Below are 18,294 nucleotides of genomic sequence, written 5' to 3'. Positions count from 1 at the left end.
CGCTGGCACAACCTGAATAAAAACAACCGCATATTGCAGGTACTGGCTTTACCGAAAACACATTCTTATTTATTGATCTGTGATAATCCCAATGATGCATCCGATGCAGTGAAAGACAGGGATGGCGATGGTTATACCAACATCGAGGAATATATCAACAGCGTGGTGAAGGTGAAAATGTAATTAAAATTTAATAGAACAATACAGTTTAACAGGCCATTCCTGTGACTGAGGGTCGGGGATGGCCTTCTTTATTTCGGAAAAAATGCAGACCTTTGCCATTCCATTGTAAAAAGCGAATGATGAAAATGCTGATGGCCTTCACACACTAACTTGTACCAGGGTCTTTCCGCTGCATTCCATTTGTAGCCCGCTCCGATCCAACTTTCTCCCGGGAATTCGCCAGGAGGAAACCCTTTTGTTTACATTTCATTTATCAGAAAAAATGCCTAATCCATATATTTCTTTATTGCGCACCGCATGGCATTATGCCCGCCATGAACAAAAAAAATACGTACTGGTGTATACGTTATTCTTTATTGCCAATGTGATCTATTCGCTGAATCCCATTCTTTTCGGCTGGTTTATTGGGAAAGTGCAGCAGGACACCAAACAGGTTTTTCATTATGCCTTTCTATACGCCGTTGCTTATTTTGGAATGAAATTCGTTGAATGGAGCTTTCACGGTCCATCGCGCATTATGGAACGCCAGCTGGCATTTAACCTTAGCCGTAATTTTTTGTTGGAACGCTACCACCAGGCCCTGCATCTGCCCGTAAAATGGCACCAGGACCATCACAGCGGTTCTACCATTAACCGCATTCGCAAGGCATATGAAGCGCTGAAAGAATTTTTTGATAAAGGTTTCATGTACATTCATGCGCTGGCCAAACTGTTGTTCTCAGTAATAGCCATGTTGTATTTCTCGCCGGTGTTTGGGGGCATTGGTATATTGCTCGGTATTTTCACCATTTGGGTGATCATGAAATTCGACAAACCCTTCATTAAAACACTCGATGAAGTAAATGAGCGCGAACATGTGGTTTCTTCCACGCTGTTCGACAGCCTTTCGAACATCATGACCGTGATCACGCTCCGGCTTGAGAAAAGCATGGAAAGCGGATTACTGAGTAAAGTGCAGTTGATTGCCCGGCCATTCAGAAAGAATGCCACCATCAATGAATGGAAATGGTTTGTGGCCGATATGATGGTCACGCTTATTTATGTGGTGATCGCCGCCGGCTTTGTATACCAGAACTGGGAACCGGGCAGGGTTTTCCCTGTGGCCGGACTGGTTACCCTGTTGGGTTTTGTAAATCAGTTCACCACCGTATTCCATGATGTGGCCTGGCAATACACCGAAATTGTACAGTACAACACGCATCTGGAAACAGCCCGCAATATTGAAAAGGCCTACCACGAACAGCATCGCCCCGATCAGCTTACCGATTTGCCGGAAGACTGGAAGACCATCGAGATAAGTAATCTCAGCTTCTCACACCGCAACCAGTACGATAGCGAGCATGCGCCGCAAAGCCTGCATAACCTGCACCTCACCATTGGGCGGGGAAAAAAGATTGCGCTTATTGGTGAAAGTGGCAGTGGTAAAAGCACCCTGCTGGCCTTATTACGCGGACTGTACAATCCCGAAGAGGGCCTGCAGTTACAGGTTGATGGCAAACCCTTTGCATTGAGCACTATCAATGAAACCGTAACCTTGTTCCCGCAGGAGCCGGAGATCTTTGAGAACACCATTGCTTATAATATTACGCTTGGCCTGCCATTTTCTGACCAGGAAATTATGGCGGTTAGTGAAAGCGCCCATTTCACCGATGTGATCAGTCAGTTGCCGAAAGGACTGGAATCGGATATCCGGGAAAAAGGCGTGAACCTGTCGGGCGGACAAAAACAACGGCTGGCGCTTGCCCGTGGAATCCTGGCGGCCAGCGAAAGCGAAGTGGTGTTGCTCGATGAACCTACCAGCAGTGTTGATCCCAAAACGGAAGCCATGATCTACCAGAAGATGTTTAGCGCATTTAAAAACAAGGCGCTTATTTCTTCCATGCACCGCCTGCACCTGCTGTACCAGTTCGATTATATCTATGTATTAAAGCAGGGAAAGGTAGCTGCCGAGGGAACTTTTGAACACCTGCGCGAGCACAGCCCCATTTTCCAGGAATTGTGGAAACACCAGAAGGATACCACTAAATAAGAGGTCCCGCAAAAATATATTTGCGTAGTTAAATGACTACATTTATATTTGTAGTCAAATAGCTACATAAAATGAATTTACGAAGAGACGTATTTCAGGCCATAGCAGACCCTACCAGAAGGGCCGTCTTGCTATTGGTAGCCACACAGGCCATGACGGCAGGAGCCATAGCGGCCAATTTCGACACGGCAAGGCCCACCGTTTCAAAACATCTGCAAATACTTACCGAGTGCGAACTGCTTGAGCAGGAGCAGAACGGCCGGGAAATAATCTATCACATAAACGCCAAAAAAATGAAAGAGGTAGCCGACTTCATAGAACCATTCCGCAAGTTGTGGGATGACCGGTTCAATAAGCTGGAAGACATCATGAAAAAATACAAACCCAAAAAATAACATACCATGGAACGAAAAACAAAGGTCACTGCCGAAGATGGCAAACATGACCTGGTAATAACCAGGGAATTTGATCTGCCGGTTGAATTACTTTTCAAGGCGCATGTAGAGCCGGAGCTTTTTGAGCAGTGGATGTCGCATGAGTATGGAACAACCAAAGTGCTGCAGCTGGAAAATAAAAAGCATGGCAGCTGGGGATTTGAAACCGTTGATGCAAAAGGGAATGTGCTGTACAGCGCCGGCGGGGTATTTCATGAGTTTGTTCCGGAGCAAAAGATCACCCGCACCTTCGAAAGTGCCAATACGCCTTTTGATGTGCAGTTGGAGTTCCTGGAATTTGAAAAAATCACCGACGACACCAGCCGGCTCAATATGCACATCGTATTCAAGTCAGTTGCGCTCAGAGATCAGTTGCTGAAAATGCCTTTTGCGGCCGGCCTCAATATGGCGCATAACCGCTTACAGGAAGTTGTTAGTAAAGTAAAGTAAAATAATATCTTATGACAAAAAGAAACAAGATCATCTATTGGATCGCCACGCTGTGGCTTTCATTAGGAATGGTGGCAACCGGTATTGTACAATTGTTAAAAGTGCCGGCAGAAGCCAGTAAGATGGCATTCCTTGGGTATCCGCTGTATATTCTAACCATACTGGGCATCTGGAAATTGCTGGGCGTTATTGCCGTACTTATTCCTAAATTTCCATTATTAAAAGAATGGGCGTATGCAGGCTTCTTTTTTGCCATGTCGGGCGCTGTGTTTTCACATTTTGCCAGCGGCTCGGCAGCCAAAGAGTTTTTTGGACCAATATTATTAATTTTACTGACCGTATTATCGTGGTACTTCAGGCCTGCAGATAGAAGACCTATTTCAATTACCAATAAATGATGTAGTATGAATCCCAAGGTTGATTTCTACTTTGACAAAGCACAAAGCTGGCAAAAAGAGCTGGAGAAATTAAGAACGATCGCGCTCGATTGTGGACTAACGGAAGAATTAAAATGGGGTTGTCCCTGTTACCAGTATCAGGACACTAATGTCGTTTTAATACATGCGTTTAAAGAATACTGTGCGTTTTTGTTTTTCAAAGGCGCATTGTTAAGTGACCCCAATAGTATACTGGTACAGCAAACGGAGAATGTACAGGCGGCACGCCAGATCAGGTTCACCAGTTTGAAAGAGATCGTCAAACTGGAATCAACCCTGAAAGCTTACATCTATGAAGCCATTGAAGTAGAAAAGCTTGGCCTGAAGGTGCAATTAAAAAAGACCAAGGAATATGCGGTGCCTGAAGAGTTTCAAAAGAAGTTAAATAAAATGCCTGCGCTCAGAAAAGCCTTTGATGCATTGACGCCGGGCCGGCAACGAGGCTACCTGCTTTATTTTTCATCAGCCAAACAGTCAAAGACCCGCGAGTCAAGAATTGAAAAATATTTACAGCAAATTCTCGATGGAAAGGGATTGGAAGACGAATAATAATACGGCATATGAAAAATAATAAAAAGAAGTTGTCTTCGGAAGAAAATACAGCACTACTCAATACCCTGAAAACCCGTTTTGAGAAAAATAAAGATCGTCATAAAGGAATTGCCTGGGCCGAAGTGGAAGCAAAGCTCAATGCCGGCCCTGAAAAATTATGGTCGCTCCATATAATGGAAGAAACCGGCGGCGAGCCTGATGTGGTTGGTTATGATAAAAAGACGGGCGAATATATTTTTTATGATTGTTCCCCCGAAAGTCCTAAAGGCCGCAGAAGTGTTTGTTACGATCGCGAAGCACTGGAGGCAAGAAAGGAAAATAAACCAGCCGATAACGCTGTTGATATGGCCACTGAAATGGGCATTGAATTGTTGTCGGAAGAAGAATACCGCGCATTGCAACAGTTGGGTACTTTCGATACAAAAACATCGAGCTGGGTAAAAACACCGGCTGCTATCAGAAAGCTCGGCGGCGCTGTGTTTTGTGATTACCGTTATGGCACCGTCTTCCTGTATCACAATGGCGCAGAGTCATATTATGCCGCCCGGGGCTTCCGGGGCGCACTTAGGGTGTAATTACAGGTAACTTAACCATAAAGTTAAACAGGCCATTCCGGCTAAGAGTCGGGATGGCCTGTTTTCATTTCAGCCCACTTCTATAGAAAAACGTGAAAAACACCCATTTTTACCCCGCTAAATTGTCGTAATTAGGCATAACCATATTGTGGTATTGTATAAGAGTCAACTATTTCTTAATATTTGACAGGCTGATTCCCCATGATAATGAACAATATCCGGGTTAACACATAAACGTATACGTGACGAATGAGCAAGTTGAACGTTTATTTATCTTCCCCCTACATGGAGTTCAGGGACACGCGTGAGCAGTTCCTCACTGCTATAAAGTCACGTACATACCTGTATGAAATTACGGCTATGGAAGATTACCGGGCGGCCGACAGGGATGTGTTGCAGAAATGCCTGGAAGATGTAGATAACTGCAATATTTATGTACTCATTCTGGGCGATCAGTATGGTTCCATTGCTCAAAAAGATGGGCAGCCTTCGGGCAGGTCCTTTACTTATTGGGAATATGAACAGGCCAATAAAAGAAAGGCCAATGGCCATTCTATAGAAAGGCTGATCCTGCTCAAGGCTGGTACGCCACCCCCTGATGAGCCGCCCCTGTTAACGGCCTGGAAGCAGGAGATCGCCCGTTCGCAGATACAAACCGTGTATTACAACGAACAAACAGAGATACCGCAAAAAATACTGGAAAGCCTCGACTATTTTACTTTAAAACGCATTGAAACCGTTATTGAGAAAAAAGACCTGTTGCGCGACAAAATTTACCTGTGCGACAGAACGGAAGTGAACCAGGAATTTCTGTCCTCGATCGATGAAGACCCCATCCAGTTCTTTGTGTTGAATGGCCATGAAAACGATCTGCCGCATTATTTTATCCGCCGGCAGGAAATAGAATTTGAGGACAGGGAACTGGCGTGGAAAGATATCCGTATAGTACCGAATATTCCAGATACGGTGCAGGATTTTGACAAGGCCGAGATCTATATTAAAAGCGAGATCTTTAACCAGCTGAAGTATAAAAAGTTCAGGCTGCCAAAAGATGTAACGCCGCAGGGTGTCATCGATTATATGACGGAACAAAAGCTCGATTATCTTTCCATTTCCTGGTTCATCGAAAGCGCCCTGTGGAAGAATGACCGGCTCAAAGAGTTTGTGATCTCCTTTTACAAAAAGTACAATAGCATTAATGCCAGCCTGCAAACCGACAAGCGTATCCTCTTCTTCGGCATTTTACAATACGTAGAAGGCAATATGGTAACAGAAGAAGAATTCTATAAACGCATCAGCAATATTCGCTGGGAGCATACTCCCATGAAGCTAAACAAGATCGGCATACAGGACATCAAATTCTGGCTCGAAGATGCGGGAATTGAAATGCTGGAATCGCGTAAAGAAGAACTGATCAGTTTGTACCTGAAAGAACTGCATACCAGACCCCTGTTCTTCAAGGAAGTGGAAGGGTGCCTGGCAAGGATCATTGATCTGTATAACCGTTAATATTTAAACCATCAGCTATGTTCGACCTAAAGACCATCCGCACCAAACACGACACAGCGCCAGAACATTATGTGCTGGATGACGAAGGGCTCAAAACCGCAGTGCAAATGGCCATTTGGCTGGGCAAGCCTTTATTGCTTACGGGAGCGCCGGGAACGGGCAAAACCCAATTGGCCTTCAAGGTGGCGAATTTACTGTCGGCCGGGGGCAATAGCAATGTTGACAGTACCTGTCCGTTTCTCGACAAACCTTTTGTTTTCAATACCAAGACCACCAGCACGGGCACCGACCTGTTCTATTATTATGACGCCGTGCGGCATTTTCAGCGCCGGTATGTAGACGAAATGGAAAACGAAGTGAATGTATATGCGCCCACCGGAAAGGTCACAGTTACCAGTTCGGCCTCTGCTGCTCACGATGGAAGGGGCGCTGAAGAAAAAAAGGGGGCTACGGCCCATCCCTTTATTAAAATGAATGCGTTGGGCAATGCCATCTTGCAAGCCTGGGGCAAGGATGCCATTTTGCAAAATGAAGACCTGAATGATCTGCAATACCTGGCAGAATTCAATAAACTGGAAAAAGGACCGCGCAGCTCGGTAGTGCTTATCGATGAAATAGACAAGGCGCCGCGCGATTTTCCAAACGACCTGTTGTACGAGATTGAAAATCTGAAATTTTATATCAGTGAACTCATGAACAAGCCGGTTGCCATGCCGCCCACGCAGGCGCAGATCGTGGTGATCATGACAAGCAACTTTGAGAAAAACCTGCCCGATGCTTTTTTGCGCCGTTGTCTTTTTTATCATATCCCGTTTCCCGGTATCAACAGTCTTATGAAGATCGTGAGCACCCGATTGAAACCGCACCTGAATGAATTATATGGAAAAGAAGGGGAGAAGTTGGCGCGTGTAATGAGTAATATTAACGACAACCTGGAAGCTATTATCAAAAAATTCGAAGAGATCAGGAATATATTGACTGATAAACAGCCTGCCACGGCAGAACTACTTGAATGGGTGAAAGCGCTGGAGAAGCTGGGCTTCTTTAATGGAGGTGTTGACTTCAATAAGCTTAGCAGGGAACAACAGGCATCCTTTTACCTGGCGTTGCCGGTACTGGCTAAAAACGATGAAAGCCTTTCTGTCCTGAAAAAGAAGTATGCATACGCCGGCTAATGAGTGAACTGCTGATATATAAGACACTTTTGCTGCAAAGGTTAATATCAATATTGCAGGAGGAAGGTATTGAGATCACCACCACTACAGCTATAGATATAGAAAAGGTGCTTGCCAGGGTTAATTTACAGGAAGGGCAGTCGTTGGCTGGGTTGAAATACCTGCTCAGTCCGCTCATCTGCCGCAATAAAGAAGACCAGGAACTTGTGCATAAGGTTTTCGACAAACTGGAAGGTGTACTGGAAAAAGAATACAAACCGGCGGCGTTACCTCCGGCGCCAGTCATTAAGGCGGGCGGCCAAAAAACTCCAAATAAATTCCAGTACCTGTGGTTGGGTCTCCTTGCGATCATTGCCTGCGGGTTAATAACAATGGCCTGGTTTTTTGTGAGGAATTTTCACGCGGAGGGAAAGAAGATCAGGATCACTTCAATTAAGGGCAACATGCATTCCTTTATAGTAAACGATACTGTCGGGTTCACCGCTGTTGTCCTCGATAAAAGTATCGATACGGCTAACGTGCATGTTGAATGGAAAATGGCAGATACGGTTATCGGGAATCAGTTAACAGTAGTAAAAGTTCTTACACGGCCATGCTCTTTCTTATTAACGGTTTACCTGAAAAACAGTAGAGGCCGCATCATTGATTCGGATACATATCAGGACACTGTTTATTGTGAAGCGACGCCCTCCGTAGCTATCGACGAAAAAGATGTTTCATCCGGCAGCTATAAAGTGCCCGGCAAAAAGAAACAGTTTACCGCTCAGTTCACAAACCCTTCTCCGAAAAAAGATAAATATACTTACAGATGGTATGTTGACGATTCACTGGCTTCAACCAATGCGGTGTTCACCTATGCAAAACCGTACAATAGTATAGCGCTGGTTGTTGGTTGGCCCAGGGGCCTCCATTGCAGCATGGATTCTATGACGGCAAAAATATTTGCTACACCAGCTGTAAAAGCAACTTTGCAAACAAAAGGCCGGCCGCAGATAAACAACAATACCAACTGGGGCAATATACTGTTCAGTGTACTATGGCTGTTGTTGACCCCTGCCGTTATTGGAATGCTTGCGTTTCGTTTGCTCAGTGCCAGGAAGAGGCGTTTACCAAAAGCTGAGGTGTTGGAACCCGGCACCGAAGGTCCTTTTGCCATTGAATTTCCCGATCAGCATAATAATATCAATACAGAGCATGGGATCAGCAAACTGGCTGATGTACTTCGAAAACGTCAGGTGAGTGAAGTGAGTATCCTGAACATGCGCAAAACCATTCGTGCCACCATCACTGCCGGCGGTTTGCCGGTTTTACAATTCCGCCCCCTCACCAAACCTTTGAATTACCTGGTGTTTATCGATAAAGAAAAACCCGATAGCCACCTGACCAGGTTATTCGGGTATTTGATGGAAAAGCTGAAGAGAGAAGAGGTGAACGTGTATGTGTACGAATACTTCAAAGAACCGTTGTTCCTGAGCAATGAAAAGCTGAACCATAACCGCATTCCGCTCGAAAAAATGGCAGCCCTGTATCCCGATACCACCCTGTTTATTTTTGGTGATGCCCGCTATTTCCTGTACCCGGTAAAAGGCACGCTGAAAAGCTGGGTTTCGCGTAAGCTCGAAAGCTGGCCGGTAAGGTTCCTTATTACACCTTATGCAAAAGCCGATTGGGATAAAAAGGAAAAGCTGTTGATCGATTCGGGTTTTGTGGTGCTGCCGGCAGATCTGTCGGGTATACCAGTATTGGACAAAGTCATTAGCCGGCACATTGATATTCCTGCACAGAAGAAAGAACCGCTCGATGATGCCTATCGCAGCCGTACTCTTAATTTCAATGAATTTGAAGTACTGCAGCAATACCTTAACGATGCATGGTTATTGCAATGGGTATGCAGCCTGGCGGTATACAATGCCATTGACTGGAATTTTACGCTGGCTATGGGTAAGGCCATTGAGCAAAAAGCGAACGATAAGGGCCAGCCGGTGAGCCTGGTGAATTATACCAACCTGTTGAAGCTGGGCCGCATTTCCTGGATGCAGGATGGTATACTGCCGCAATCGCTGCGGGTGCAAATGCTCACTTACCTTAGCCGCGATGCAGAGGCTCTGGCCAGGCAGGTACTGGCCGGTCAGTTAGAATTGATAGAAGAAACCATACCGGATGATTCGATCGTTAAAACCCGGTTCGACAGGCACCGTAAGCTCAATAACTGGTTGTTGGCCATACACAATAACGATAGTACCTCCCGGTCAGCTGATGCTTATATCTGGAACCTGTTAAACAGCGATCAGTTAGATGAAGGCCAGGCCATCTTTCTCGAAAAAGGCCGGAATACCTTGCTGCGCAATCCGCTCAAGAAGGATTCACCTGTTGGTATTCGTGATTATTTCAAACTGAAGTTCCGCCATAACTTTTTTGTGACCGCCGGTTATTCGCTGCTGATAGTTGTAGGAGTGGCCGTAGCTGCTTTTTTCCTGATAAAAGAAAAAACTGATTATCTCACCTGGACAAAAACGCTTCCCGTGGTGCAGCGTTTTGTTATAACCGGGGCTACGGCATCAGTGAGAAATTTATCTATTAATTTAGGCAGGAACATTTCTGTAACACAGGTATTCCCAGTACCATTGCCGTTCCCATCAGATACCCCGCATTTTAGTTTTGATATATTACCCCTGACAGATACAAATGTTATGGGCGCCTATACTATTACTACAGACGGTGGTCAACTTCTTCTTCAGGATTCTTTCAGGGTGAATGCCGATACTTATTATATTGATCTGAAAGAAATACCTAAAACTCCTCTTGCCATTCTTTACGGCAATGTCGCAGCTGTTCCGTTGGCAAAATCCATTGCGGAAAACTTGCCGGCCGCATTTAATGTCGAATTGGACAATGTAAACTTAAAGGATACCACAGCCGCGCGGGTATATTATTTATCTGCCAACCATTTGCCCGATGCGCAACTGGCTGCCGCTACCGTGAACGATCTGTTGAAATTAAATATTAAGCCCGAACTGGTCGGTGATTTCACGACCCCCCTTGTAAACAAACCCGATCTGGCGATCTGGTTGAACCCACGGCAAAACTGTACGTCAATTGCAGCAAGCGCCTTACCTGCTTCGCTGAACGAGATATGGAAAGGCAGTACCAGTACCATTAACCGGTTTTTGCAAATTGATTTGGCGAACAAGGTGATGTATTATTCTACAGGTGACATCAATACCTATGGTACTTATGGTTTCGATGAGGTCTGCTTTAATGGCAATGGAGTTTACAGGATCATAACACATACCCGGCAGGGTTATAAGTTGTTTTTTATCCGGAATGTAAAACCGCAATCTTTTGAATTGAGCGTTTGTCAGGATTTTGCTGCTACCAAAGAAGAATTGCGGAAGCGCGATGAATCGTATTGCGACCGGTTCAATACCATGGGCCTGTTTTATCCCAATGATCCGGAACTTATTTATTTACCTGTGTCTGGTTATACACTGGTGCCATCGGAAAAAAGAAAGCTTGACCGGAAGGTGGATTCGATATATGGTAATATTATGAATCAAAAAGTATCAATGTATGGCGTTGCATCCAATGCTACTGATCAAAAGCGGTTACCGGACATGAAAAGGATTCTGGCCAATAGTAAGTATCCTGATGAGATAGATGACCTGTATATTAGCTTCAATACTGCGGCTGATCGGAGTTTTCTGCCATTCCAGCGAATTTGGCTGAAATTAAACCTGAGGTTTGAGAAGCTTGCGAAAGATGATCAAAAAGCTAATAGTCCTGTTCAGAATAACTATCCGGCGCAAACAAGCCAGGTTCCACCTGCAGCCAACAATCCGGTCATTGCTCCACAAAATATTGACCTGGGGTATTTCTATATGTTTGGTAATCGTACCACAGAAAAGGATAATGTCATTAGCTTTATTATCAAGGAACTTAAATCAAATGCTAAAGCTCGCCTGACTGTGAAGGAATACTATACCGAAAGCACTGACGAAAAACAGGCAGATTCATTTGTCATTTTCTTTGTTAAATTCCTTGGAGCATATGTAAAGGATGCTTCTAAACAGATCGATGTAGAGAAAATAAAACTCCCCCGCAATCAGTTGCCGCAGGAAGGAGGAAAGATCCCGGCTACAAAGAATGCTTCAGAAGTTATACACATAACCGGCGTTAATTTTTCTGCTGATTATAATACCCGCGGGGTCAAAAAAAGCTAGCTCATATCGACTTCACCAGCGAGCTGGACCCTTCTCCTTCATCAAAGGCATGTTTAAACAATATTTTATTCATACGCGTACAGCAGGTTTGAAAGTACCAAAAAGGTCGGATTTGTATAAAACAAAGTCTTATTCAGAAAATAGGGGAAATACTGCTGCGGTTAACTTTGTCAGGCTGGCAATTGATGAACCACCTTGCTATGGGGCGGATATCATTAATGCTGATCGCTGTAATTGCTATATGAATAAAAACCGAAAAATGAATAGAAGAACGCTTGTCAAATACCTGGGCCTGTCAATACCAAGTTACCTGCTCTCAAAACACGCAGGTGCCTCTTTGCTGGATATACCCGCCCCGCCTTTTGCCGCCGGGCCTTTTAATGCCAGTTGGGAATCATTACAGAACTATACGGTGCCCGAATGGTATCGCAATGCCAAGTTTGGTATTTGGGCGCATTGGGGCCCGCAGTGCGAACCCGAGCATGGCGACTGGTATGCCCGTGGCATGTATGAAGAAGGCAGCGATCATTACAAATACCATGTGCAGAAATATGGCCATCCATCCAAATTCGGTTTTAAGGATGTGATCAATCAATGGAAGGCCGATCAGTGGGACCCCGAACACCTGGTTGCCCTGTACAAACGGGTAGGGGCGAAATACTTTTTTGCCATGGCCAATCACCACGACAATATGGACCTGTGGGATTCGAAATATCAACCCTGGAATGCTATGAAGGTTGGTCCCAAAAAAGACCTGATCGGTGGTTGGGCAAAAGCCGCCAAAAATCAGGGGCTGCCTTTTGGCGTAAGTGTGCATGCCGCCCATGCCTACACCTGGTACGAAGTGGCGCAGGGCGCCGATAAAAATGGCCCCCTTGCCGGCATGCCCTATGATGGAAAGTTGACGAAAGCAGCCGGAAAAGGCGCCTGGTGGCAGGGCCTCGACCCGCAGGCATTGTATGCGCAAAACCATCCGCTCAGTGAAGGCGGCGATATGGGTAAGCATTGGGATTGGGGCGCGGGAGCGGCAAAACCGTCAAATGCGTATTGCGAGCTATTCATGAAAAGGACTATGGAGCTGATCGATAAATACGAACCGGAACTTATTTACTTCGATGATACCGTATTGCCTTTCTACCCGCTGAATGACACCGGGCTGCAGATCGCGGCGCATCACTACAACCAAAGTATTAAACGCAACAAGGGAAAGCTGCAGGCGGTGTTAAATGGAAAGATCCTGAATGAAATGCAACGCAAATGCATGGTGTGGGATATTGAAAGAGGACAAAGCAATGTAATAGAACCCTTCACCTGGCAAACAGATACCTGTATCGGCGGCTGGCATTATGATAAAAGAGTGTATGAGGGCAAGCGGTATAAAACCGCCAAAACCGTAGTGCAAACGCTGGTTGATGTAGTGAGTAAGAACGGCAACCTGCTGCTGAATATACCGGTTAAAGGCAATGGCACCATCGATGACCAGGAAACGGCCATTCTGGAAGAAGTGGCTGCATGGATGAAGCTGAATTCAGAATGCATTTATGATACAAGACCCTGGAAAGTATTTGGCGAAGGACCAGCCATGCAGGAAGCAGCGGCGCTTTCGGCCCAGGGCTTTAATGAGGGTAAAGGAAAACCATTAGGCGCAGGAGATATGCGTTTTACAGTAAAGGGCGATATCCTTTATACAATTTTATTAGGCTGGCCCGAAGACGGCAAAATAAATATCAAAAGCCTGGCCGCCGGAAACGCATTCAGGCCCGGCAGCATCAGCAAAATAGAAATGTTTGGCGGTGGAGAATTGCGGTTCCAACAAAATGCAGTGGCGTTGGAAGTAATGCTCCCCGAAAACAGGCCACCATTACAATATGCAGTAGTTTTGAAGATCAGTTAATAAATATTAAAGAATAGTTGATGAGTGAGCTCAACCTGCCAAAGGTCATCTTTGGCACCAGCGGCCTGGGTAATTTATATGTTGCCTTATCTGAGGCCGATAAATGCGCTATTGTAAAAGAATGTATACAACATTCAACCATACCCGCTGTCTTTGATTCAGCAGGTAAATACGGGGCCGGGTTATCCCTGGAATCATTGGGGAAATGTTTGCGCCAGTTACAGGTGAAGCCGGAAGATGTACTTATCAGCAACAAACTGGGCTGGTATCGCATACCCCTCACTACAGCCGAACCTACTTTTGAACCGGGTGTTTGGAAAGATATTCAATACGATGCAGAACAACGCATCAGTTATGAAGGAATACTGCAATGCTACGAGCAGGGCAACGAATTGCTAAATGGTTACCATGCACACCTAGTATCGGTTCACGATCCTGATGAATACCTGGCGGCTGCCAGCAGTGAAGCAGACAGGGCTCAACGATTTGAAAACATTAAAGAAGCATACCGCGCCTTATTCGAGCTCAAAGCAGAAGGGAAAGTAAAAGCCATTGGGGTAGGGGCAAAGAACTGGAAAATCATAAAAGAGATCACCGATCATATACAACTTGATTGGGTGATGATCGCCAACAGCATGACCCTGCATTCGCATCCCAGCGATCTGTTGCAATACATGCAACAGCTGAAAACAAAAAATACCAGCATCATCAACTCGGCCGTGTTCAACGGCGGTTTTTTAACTGGTGGGGATTATTATAATTACAAACTGGTAGAGGCCGGAAAACCCGGCCAGGATGCATTGCTGCAATGGCGGAAGGAATTCTTTGCCCGTTGCGCGGAATATGGGATTGAACCGGCGCATGCGGGTATACAATTTGGCATTCAGGCACCCGGAGTAACCAGTATTGCATTAAGCACCAGCAGGCCTTCGAAAGTGAAAGTAAATATCGATATGGCTACCATACCCATGCCGCCTGGCTTTTGGACCGAATTAAAGAAGCGCGGGTTAATGGCATATACAGGGCATCTTGATTAACTGCCAACAGTTTGAGAAATTTTGATAAATTTACCTGCAAAACTAAAACTGCAGATAAATTCCCGTGCCTCAATCGGAAATGTATAATGAGAAGGAGCTATTTCGGCGAATAGGGGAAAGCGATGAATCGGCTTTCGCCGTTATTTTCCACCGCTATAAGTCATCCCTTTTCGATTATGGCATAAAGATCACCAAATCACATACAGCGGCAGAAGAGCTGGTTCAGGAATGTTTTGTGAAATTGTGGCTTGCCCGGCAAAATTTACCAGCCATTGACAATCCCGCAGGCTATTTACATATGATGGCCCGCAATGCCGGGGTCGATTATTTACGCCGCCTCTCGCTCGACGCCGGCCTGCAAAAGAAAGTATGGGCCGGCATTTCGGAATCTGACAATCCCACATTACAAAAGGTACAGGTTAGTGAAACCCAGCGGCTTATTGATGAAGCCGTTGCACAGTTGCCGCCGCAGCAACGAGAAGTTTTTTTATTGAGCCGTTACGAAGGATTAAACTATGAGCAAATAGGTGAACAATTGGGTATCGCCGGCAACACAGTAAAAAATCACCTGGTGAAGGCCCTGAAGTTTGTCAGGGAATACCTGGGAAAAAAATATGGCAATCCAATTGTGCTGGTGCTGGTTACCTTTCCGGGGCTTCTTTTTATAAATTAAACCTTACTTCACTAATCGGTCTTATAAGGATAAAAAATATTCATCCTCCCGCTGGTCTTACCCCGTATTCATCCCGTCATTTTAATTGACTATAGTTAACCAACTTAATTAACCTTTAAATCGATTAAAATGAAAAAGTTGCAACCATTGTTACTGGTTTGCTTCAGTGTTCTTTTTGCTTGTAAGAAGCAAGTGGGCATTGAGACTGCTGACACGGCTAAAGCAGGTGTTAAATTATCCGGATCCATGTATTTTGATAAGAAAAGCAATCCGGATGTAAAAATCCCTGTGAAATTTGCTTCCTTATGGGAAGCTATAGATTTCATGACTAAAAATTACACCCGGGTAAATAAGGATGGTACCCCTTATGGAACTACCCAAAAAGCAACCGTTTCAACTGCAAATGGCCGAACAGCCAATACGCTTGATAATGATCAGATACCTTCACCCGTAGCAAGCATCAACAGCGCAAGTACCACCGGTATTATTTGGGGACAGGATCTTCCAGCCACTTATTTATGGGAAACCGATTGGAGTCTTCGTACGTATAGTGGCACCGTGTTCAGTGATGTATGCCCTTATTGGTTTAGTAGTCCATATGGTGCATTTTATATCGGGCCTTATGGGGGGTCAAAGATAGTAAAGCCGGCTTTTTCGGCCGTTTATGCAGAACGGGGGATATCATGTTCAATAAGTTTTTCGGTAAAATTTGCACCTCGTGCTAATGGCGCCTATCCGAAAATGATGTATGCAGAAGGAAATCAGCCGCCCGCTTTTTCAGTTTCGGGAGCCACAGGTATAAAATTTGGTCAATCTGCTGATATTCAGATAAATGAATTTGGTATTGGAACAGTACATGGTCAAATGGAAGAACAAAGGGTCTATATTGTAACCAATAGTGGGGCTCGTATGTTTAAGGCCGCCAGTTCGCAAAATTATCCCGTAGGAGCAGTGCTTCCTAATGGTGATGTTATTAAATATTCTATTGATGCACAAACAAGCTATTCAGTGACTTTCCAATTTCAGTTTTATGATAATGATATTTTACATGAAGATTATTACGACGGCTCTTGTAATTTTCCGCAGCAGGAAGTTCCCTTTTTGGTTTACAGTGACGGAGGATCCTATTTTTTAGGAATACCATCAAATTAATAAAAAATGAACAGGCATACATTGTTTAAACCCGGATACAAAGGCAGAACGATATTGTTGGCGGTATTTTTTTCAGTGTTGTTAACTTCTGCTTTTGCGCAGCAAAAGGTTTGCTTCTTTAAATATTCTGCCTGTCCCGATAAAAGAAATGGCAATAAATTGAATTTTGGCCCCAGGCTTCAAACGGAATTTACTACCAGGGTAGACTACAGCGACGCCAACCAAATTACGTTTATTTATGCTTATGGTACAAAAAGAGCAACCGCCGAAACATATAAACGGGTAACCAACAACCTTTTCAACAAAGAGCCAAAAGAGATCAGCGGGCATAGGTTGCTGGGTGCTTATTTTAATCCTGGTTTGGCTATGTACGAGTTATATTACCTGTCGTCAAACCATCAGTCAATGCTTCATAAAACATTTGCACACCCGGGTAAACTGTTCTGGTACGAATATTTGTCCAATAGCAGAACCTGCCATCCCTTCGAAAATATGGTGCTGCGGGTGTTTATGAATGATACTATACAATTAAGGACCCAGCCTGCCCCAAAGCAGAAGAATCTAAAATAACCCCGGTAATCATTAGCCACGCTGTCCCCAATGCAATTAAATGCACTGGGGATTTTTTTGGGTAACAAAGAAAAAATTTAATTTACAACTAGTCCATCTTATTTTCCCGCCCGTCACTTTATAAACAGCACCTTATCTTTTAATTAATTTATTATGTCGCAATCTATTGACGACCGAACCGCTTATTTAGTAAAACAATATATAACAGGTTCTTGCACCTATGAAGAATACCAGGAATTGCTGGCATTGCTTAAAGTGCAAACAGAGATAACGCAAATTGAGGAACTATTGCTGGAAGAAGTGCGTAACAGCCGGTACCACGAAGCGGAAGAACAGGTAAACTGGCAGCATCTGTTGCAGACGGTGCTGCAGCAACAGGAGGTTGCAGCGCCGTCGCCTGTTCGTACCATGCGGGTATTCAGAAAAATAGGCATTGCGGCCGCGGTAGTAGTTTGTATAGGAATGATCGCCTGGTGGTGGCTGCAAAAAGGTTCGGACAATCAAATTAACAAGCCCACTGTTGCCATGAAAACCGATATTATGCCCGGTAAGAACGGCGCAATTTTGACCTTAAGCAATGGGCAAAAACTGGTTTTGGATAGTGCTGATAATGGCGCATTGACCGCCCAGCCCGGGTTACATATAATTAAGCACGACAGTCTGATCGACTATGGCGAGGCTGCTAACGTAGGTAATCATAACGCCGCCATTGCTTATAACACATTAAGCACACCGCGGGGCCGTCAGTTCCGGTTGGTTTTGTCAGACGGTACAAAAGTGTGGCTGAATGCGGCTTCTTCCATTCATTATCCGGCTGTTTTTGAAGGAAAGGAACGTGTGGTGGAAGTCACCGGCGAAGCCTACTTTGAAGTGGCCAAAAATGCCGCCCGGCCATTTATCGTAAATATAAAAACGTCATCAGGTAATAATGGGCGGGTTGAGGTACTGGGTACTCATTTTAATATCAATGCCTACGATGATGAGGAGAATATAAAGACCACTTTGCTCGAAGGAAAAGTGAAAATGTCGTCACAGGTGAATGGTCAATCGTCAATATTAAGTCCTGGAGAACAGGTTTCCTTATCCCAGTCATCCCAATTATCCCAACCCATCGCAGTTCAGACAGATGTGGTAATGGCCTGGAAGAACGGTTTCTTCCAATTTGAGCGGGCTGATATTCAAACCGTGATGCGGCAGATAGCACGCTGGTACGATGTGGATATTCAATATAACGGGCCGGTTACAAATGACAGGTTCGGCGGCAGTATACCCAGGGACGCCACTTTGTCGCAGGTGCTGCATGCGCTGGAACAAAGCCTGGTACATTTTACCATTCAGGGAAAGAAAGTAATAGTGACCCCATAACAAAAGCTTTCAACTAATCAATATATCATAAAACCTACC

At 44.9% G+C, this 18,294-nt stretch carries 16 protein-coding genes; all 16 read left to right on the top strand.

The window, feature by feature from the left end; genetic code table 11:
* Positions 1 to 33: 33 nt before the first annotated feature.
* The 16 genes from A3860_RS41410 to A3860_RS37270 all read left to right on the top strand — a co-directional run bounded on the left by A3860_RS41410 (position 34) and on the right by A3860_RS37270 (position 18,255).
* The gene (locus A3860_RS41410) at positions 34 to 183 is read left to right on the top strand and encodes a hypothetical protein (protein WP_158085485.1); all 150 of its coding nucleotides are present in this window, start codon (positions 34 to 36) and stop codon (positions 181 to 183) included.
* Between the two features lie 262 nt (positions 184 to 445).
* Positions 446 to 2,212: an ABC transporter ATP-binding protein gene (locus tag A3860_RS37340; protein WP_081155701.1), complete on the top strand. Its 1,767-nt coding sequence runs from the start codon at positions 446 to 448 to the stop codon at positions 2,210 to 2,212.
* A gap of 71 nt (positions 2,213 to 2,283) precedes the next feature.
* Positions 2,284 to 2,607 carry an ArsR/SmtB family transcription factor gene (locus A3860_RS37335; RefSeq protein ID WP_081155700.1) on the top strand — a complete coding sequence of 108 codons (324 nt, stop codon included), beginning with the start codon at positions 2,284 to 2,286 and terminating at the stop codon, positions 2,605 to 2,607.
* Between the two features lie 6 nt (positions 2,608 to 2,613).
* A complete protein-coding gene (locus A3860_RS37330) occupies positions 2,614 to 3,096 on the top strand; it encodes an SRPBCC family protein (protein ID WP_081155699.1) in 483 nt (160 codons plus the stop codon).
* Between the two features lie 11 nt (positions 3,097 to 3,107).
* On the top strand, positions 3,108 to 3,494 hold the full coding sequence (locus tag A3860_RS37325) for a DoxX family protein (RefSeq protein WP_081155698.1): 387 nt from the start codon (positions 3,108 to 3,110) through the stop codon (positions 3,492 to 3,494).
* 6 nt (positions 3,495 to 3,500) lie between these two features.
* Entirely contained in the window at positions 3,501 to 4,082 is a 582-nt protein-coding gene (locus tag A3860_RS37320) for a YdeI/OmpD-associated family protein (protein WP_081155697.1), read from the top strand.
* Positions 4,083 to 4,093: 11 nt separating this feature from the next.
* Positions 4,094 to 4,660: a DUF4256 domain-containing protein gene (locus tag A3860_RS37315; RefSeq protein ID WP_081155696.1), complete on the top strand. Its 567-nt coding sequence runs from the start codon at positions 4,094 to 4,096 to the stop codon at positions 4,658 to 4,660.
* 249 nt (positions 4,661 to 4,909) lie between these two features.
* Entirely contained in the window at positions 4,910 to 6,169 is a 1,260-nt protein-coding gene (locus tag A3860_RS37310; RefSeq protein WP_081155695.1) for a DUF4062 domain-containing protein, read from the top strand.
* A gap of 17 nt (positions 6,170 to 6,186) precedes the next feature.
* Entirely contained in the window at positions 6,187 to 7,344 is a 1,158-nt protein-coding gene (locus A3860_RS37305) for an AAA family ATPase (protein ID WP_081155694.1), read from the top strand.
* Positions 7,344 to 11,564, top strand: coding sequence for a hypothetical protein (locus A3860_RS37300; RefSeq protein ID WP_081155693.1), 4,221 nt, complete (start codon positions 7,344 to 7,346; stop codon positions 11,562 to 11,564). Before A3860_RS37305 ends, A3860_RS37300 begins: the two co-directional genes overlap by 1 nt.
* Before the next feature lie 259 nt (positions 11,565 to 11,823).
* Positions 11,824 to 13,458: an alpha-L-fucosidase gene (locus A3860_RS37295; protein WP_081155746.1), complete on the top strand. Its 1,635-nt coding sequence runs from the start codon at positions 11,824 to 11,826 to the stop codon at positions 13,456 to 13,458.
* Positions 13,459 to 13,478: 20 nt separating this feature from the next.
* Positions 13,479 to 14,495, top strand: a complete 1,017-nt coding sequence (locus A3860_RS37290) for an aldo/keto reductase (protein WP_081155692.1) — start codon at positions 13,479 to 13,481, stop codon at positions 14,493 to 14,495.
* 64 nt (positions 14,496 to 14,559) lie between these two features.
* Positions 14,560 to 15,168: an RNA polymerase sigma factor gene (locus A3860_RS37285; protein WP_143774455.1), complete on the top strand. Its 609-nt coding sequence runs from the start codon at positions 14,560 to 14,562 to the stop codon at positions 15,166 to 15,168.
* A 129-nt stretch (positions 15,169 to 15,297) separates the two neighbouring features.
* A complete protein-coding gene (locus tag A3860_RS37280) occupies positions 15,298 to 16,320 on the top strand; it encodes a hypothetical protein (protein ID WP_081155690.1) in 1,023 nt (340 codons plus the stop codon).
* A 6-nt stretch (positions 16,321 to 16,326) separates the two neighbouring features.
* Positions 16,327 to 16,890 (top strand): hypothetical protein, encoded by a 564-nt coding sequence (locus tag A3860_RS37275; RefSeq protein WP_081155689.1) that lies wholly within the window; start codon positions 16,327 to 16,329, stop codon positions 16,888 to 16,890.
* Between the two features lie 153 nt (positions 16,891 to 17,043).
* Positions 17,044 to 18,255 carry a FecR family protein gene (locus A3860_RS37270; protein WP_081155688.1) on the top strand — a complete coding sequence of 404 codons (1,212 nt, stop codon included), beginning with the start codon at positions 17,044 to 17,046 and terminating at the stop codon, positions 18,253 to 18,255.
* Positions 18,256 to 18,294: the final 39 nt, after the last annotated feature.

The organism is Niastella vici, from assembly GCF_002077945.1.
Taxonomy (GTDB): domain Bacteria; phylum Bacteroidota; class Bacteroidia; order Chitinophagales; family Chitinophagaceae; genus Niastella; species Niastella vici.
This window is presented reverse-complemented; position numbering and strand designations above follow the sequence as displayed.

Coding starts and splice junctions, on each gene's coding strand:
- A3860_RS37340 (WP_081155701.1), top strand. CDS start 446: ATGCCTAATCCATATATTTCTTTATTGCGCACCGCATGGCATTATGCC.
- A3860_RS37335 (WP_081155700.1), top strand. CDS start 2,284: ATGAATTTACGAAGAGACGTATTTCAGGCCATAGCAGACCCTACCAGA.
- A3860_RS37330 (WP_081155699.1), top strand. CDS start 2,614: ATGGAACGAAAAACAAAGGTCACTGCCGAAGATGGCAAACATGACCTG.
- A3860_RS37325 (WP_081155698.1), top strand. CDS start 3,108: ATGACAAAAAGAAACAAGATCATCTATTGGATCGCCACGCTGTGGCTT.
- A3860_RS37320 (WP_081155697.1), top strand. CDS start 3,501: ATGAATCCCAAGGTTGATTTCTACTTTGACAAAGCACAAAGCTGGCAA.
- A3860_RS37315 (WP_081155696.1), top strand. CDS start 4,094: ATGAAAAATAATAAAAAGAAGTTGTCTTCGGAAGAAAATACAGCACTA.
- A3860_RS37310 (WP_081155695.1), top strand. CDS start 4,910: ATGAGCAAGTTGAACGTTTATTTATCTTCCCCCTACATGGAGTTCAGG.
- A3860_RS37305 (WP_081155694.1), top strand. CDS start 6,187: ATGTTCGACCTAAAGACCATCCGCACCAAACACGACACAGCGCCAGAA.
- A3860_RS37300 (WP_081155693.1), top strand. CDS start 7,344: ATGAGTGAACTGCTGATATATAAGACACTTTTGCTGCAAAGGTTAATA.
- A3860_RS37295 (WP_081155746.1), top strand. CDS start 11,824: ATGAATAGAAGAACGCTTGTCAAATACCTGGGCCTGTCAATACCAAGT.
- A3860_RS37290 (WP_081155692.1), top strand. CDS start 13,479: ATGAGTGAGCTCAACCTGCCAAAGGTCATCTTTGGCACCAGCGGCCTG.
- A3860_RS37280 (WP_081155690.1), top strand. CDS start 15,298: ATGAAAAAGTTGCAACCATTGTTACTGGTTTGCTTCAGTGTTCTTTTT.
- A3860_RS37275 (WP_081155689.1), top strand. CDS start 16,327: ATGAACAGGCATACATTGTTTAAACCCGGATACAAAGGCAGAACGATA.
- A3860_RS37270 (WP_081155688.1), top strand. CDS start 17,044: ATGTCGCAATCTATTGACGACCGAACCGCTTATTTAGTAAAACAATAT.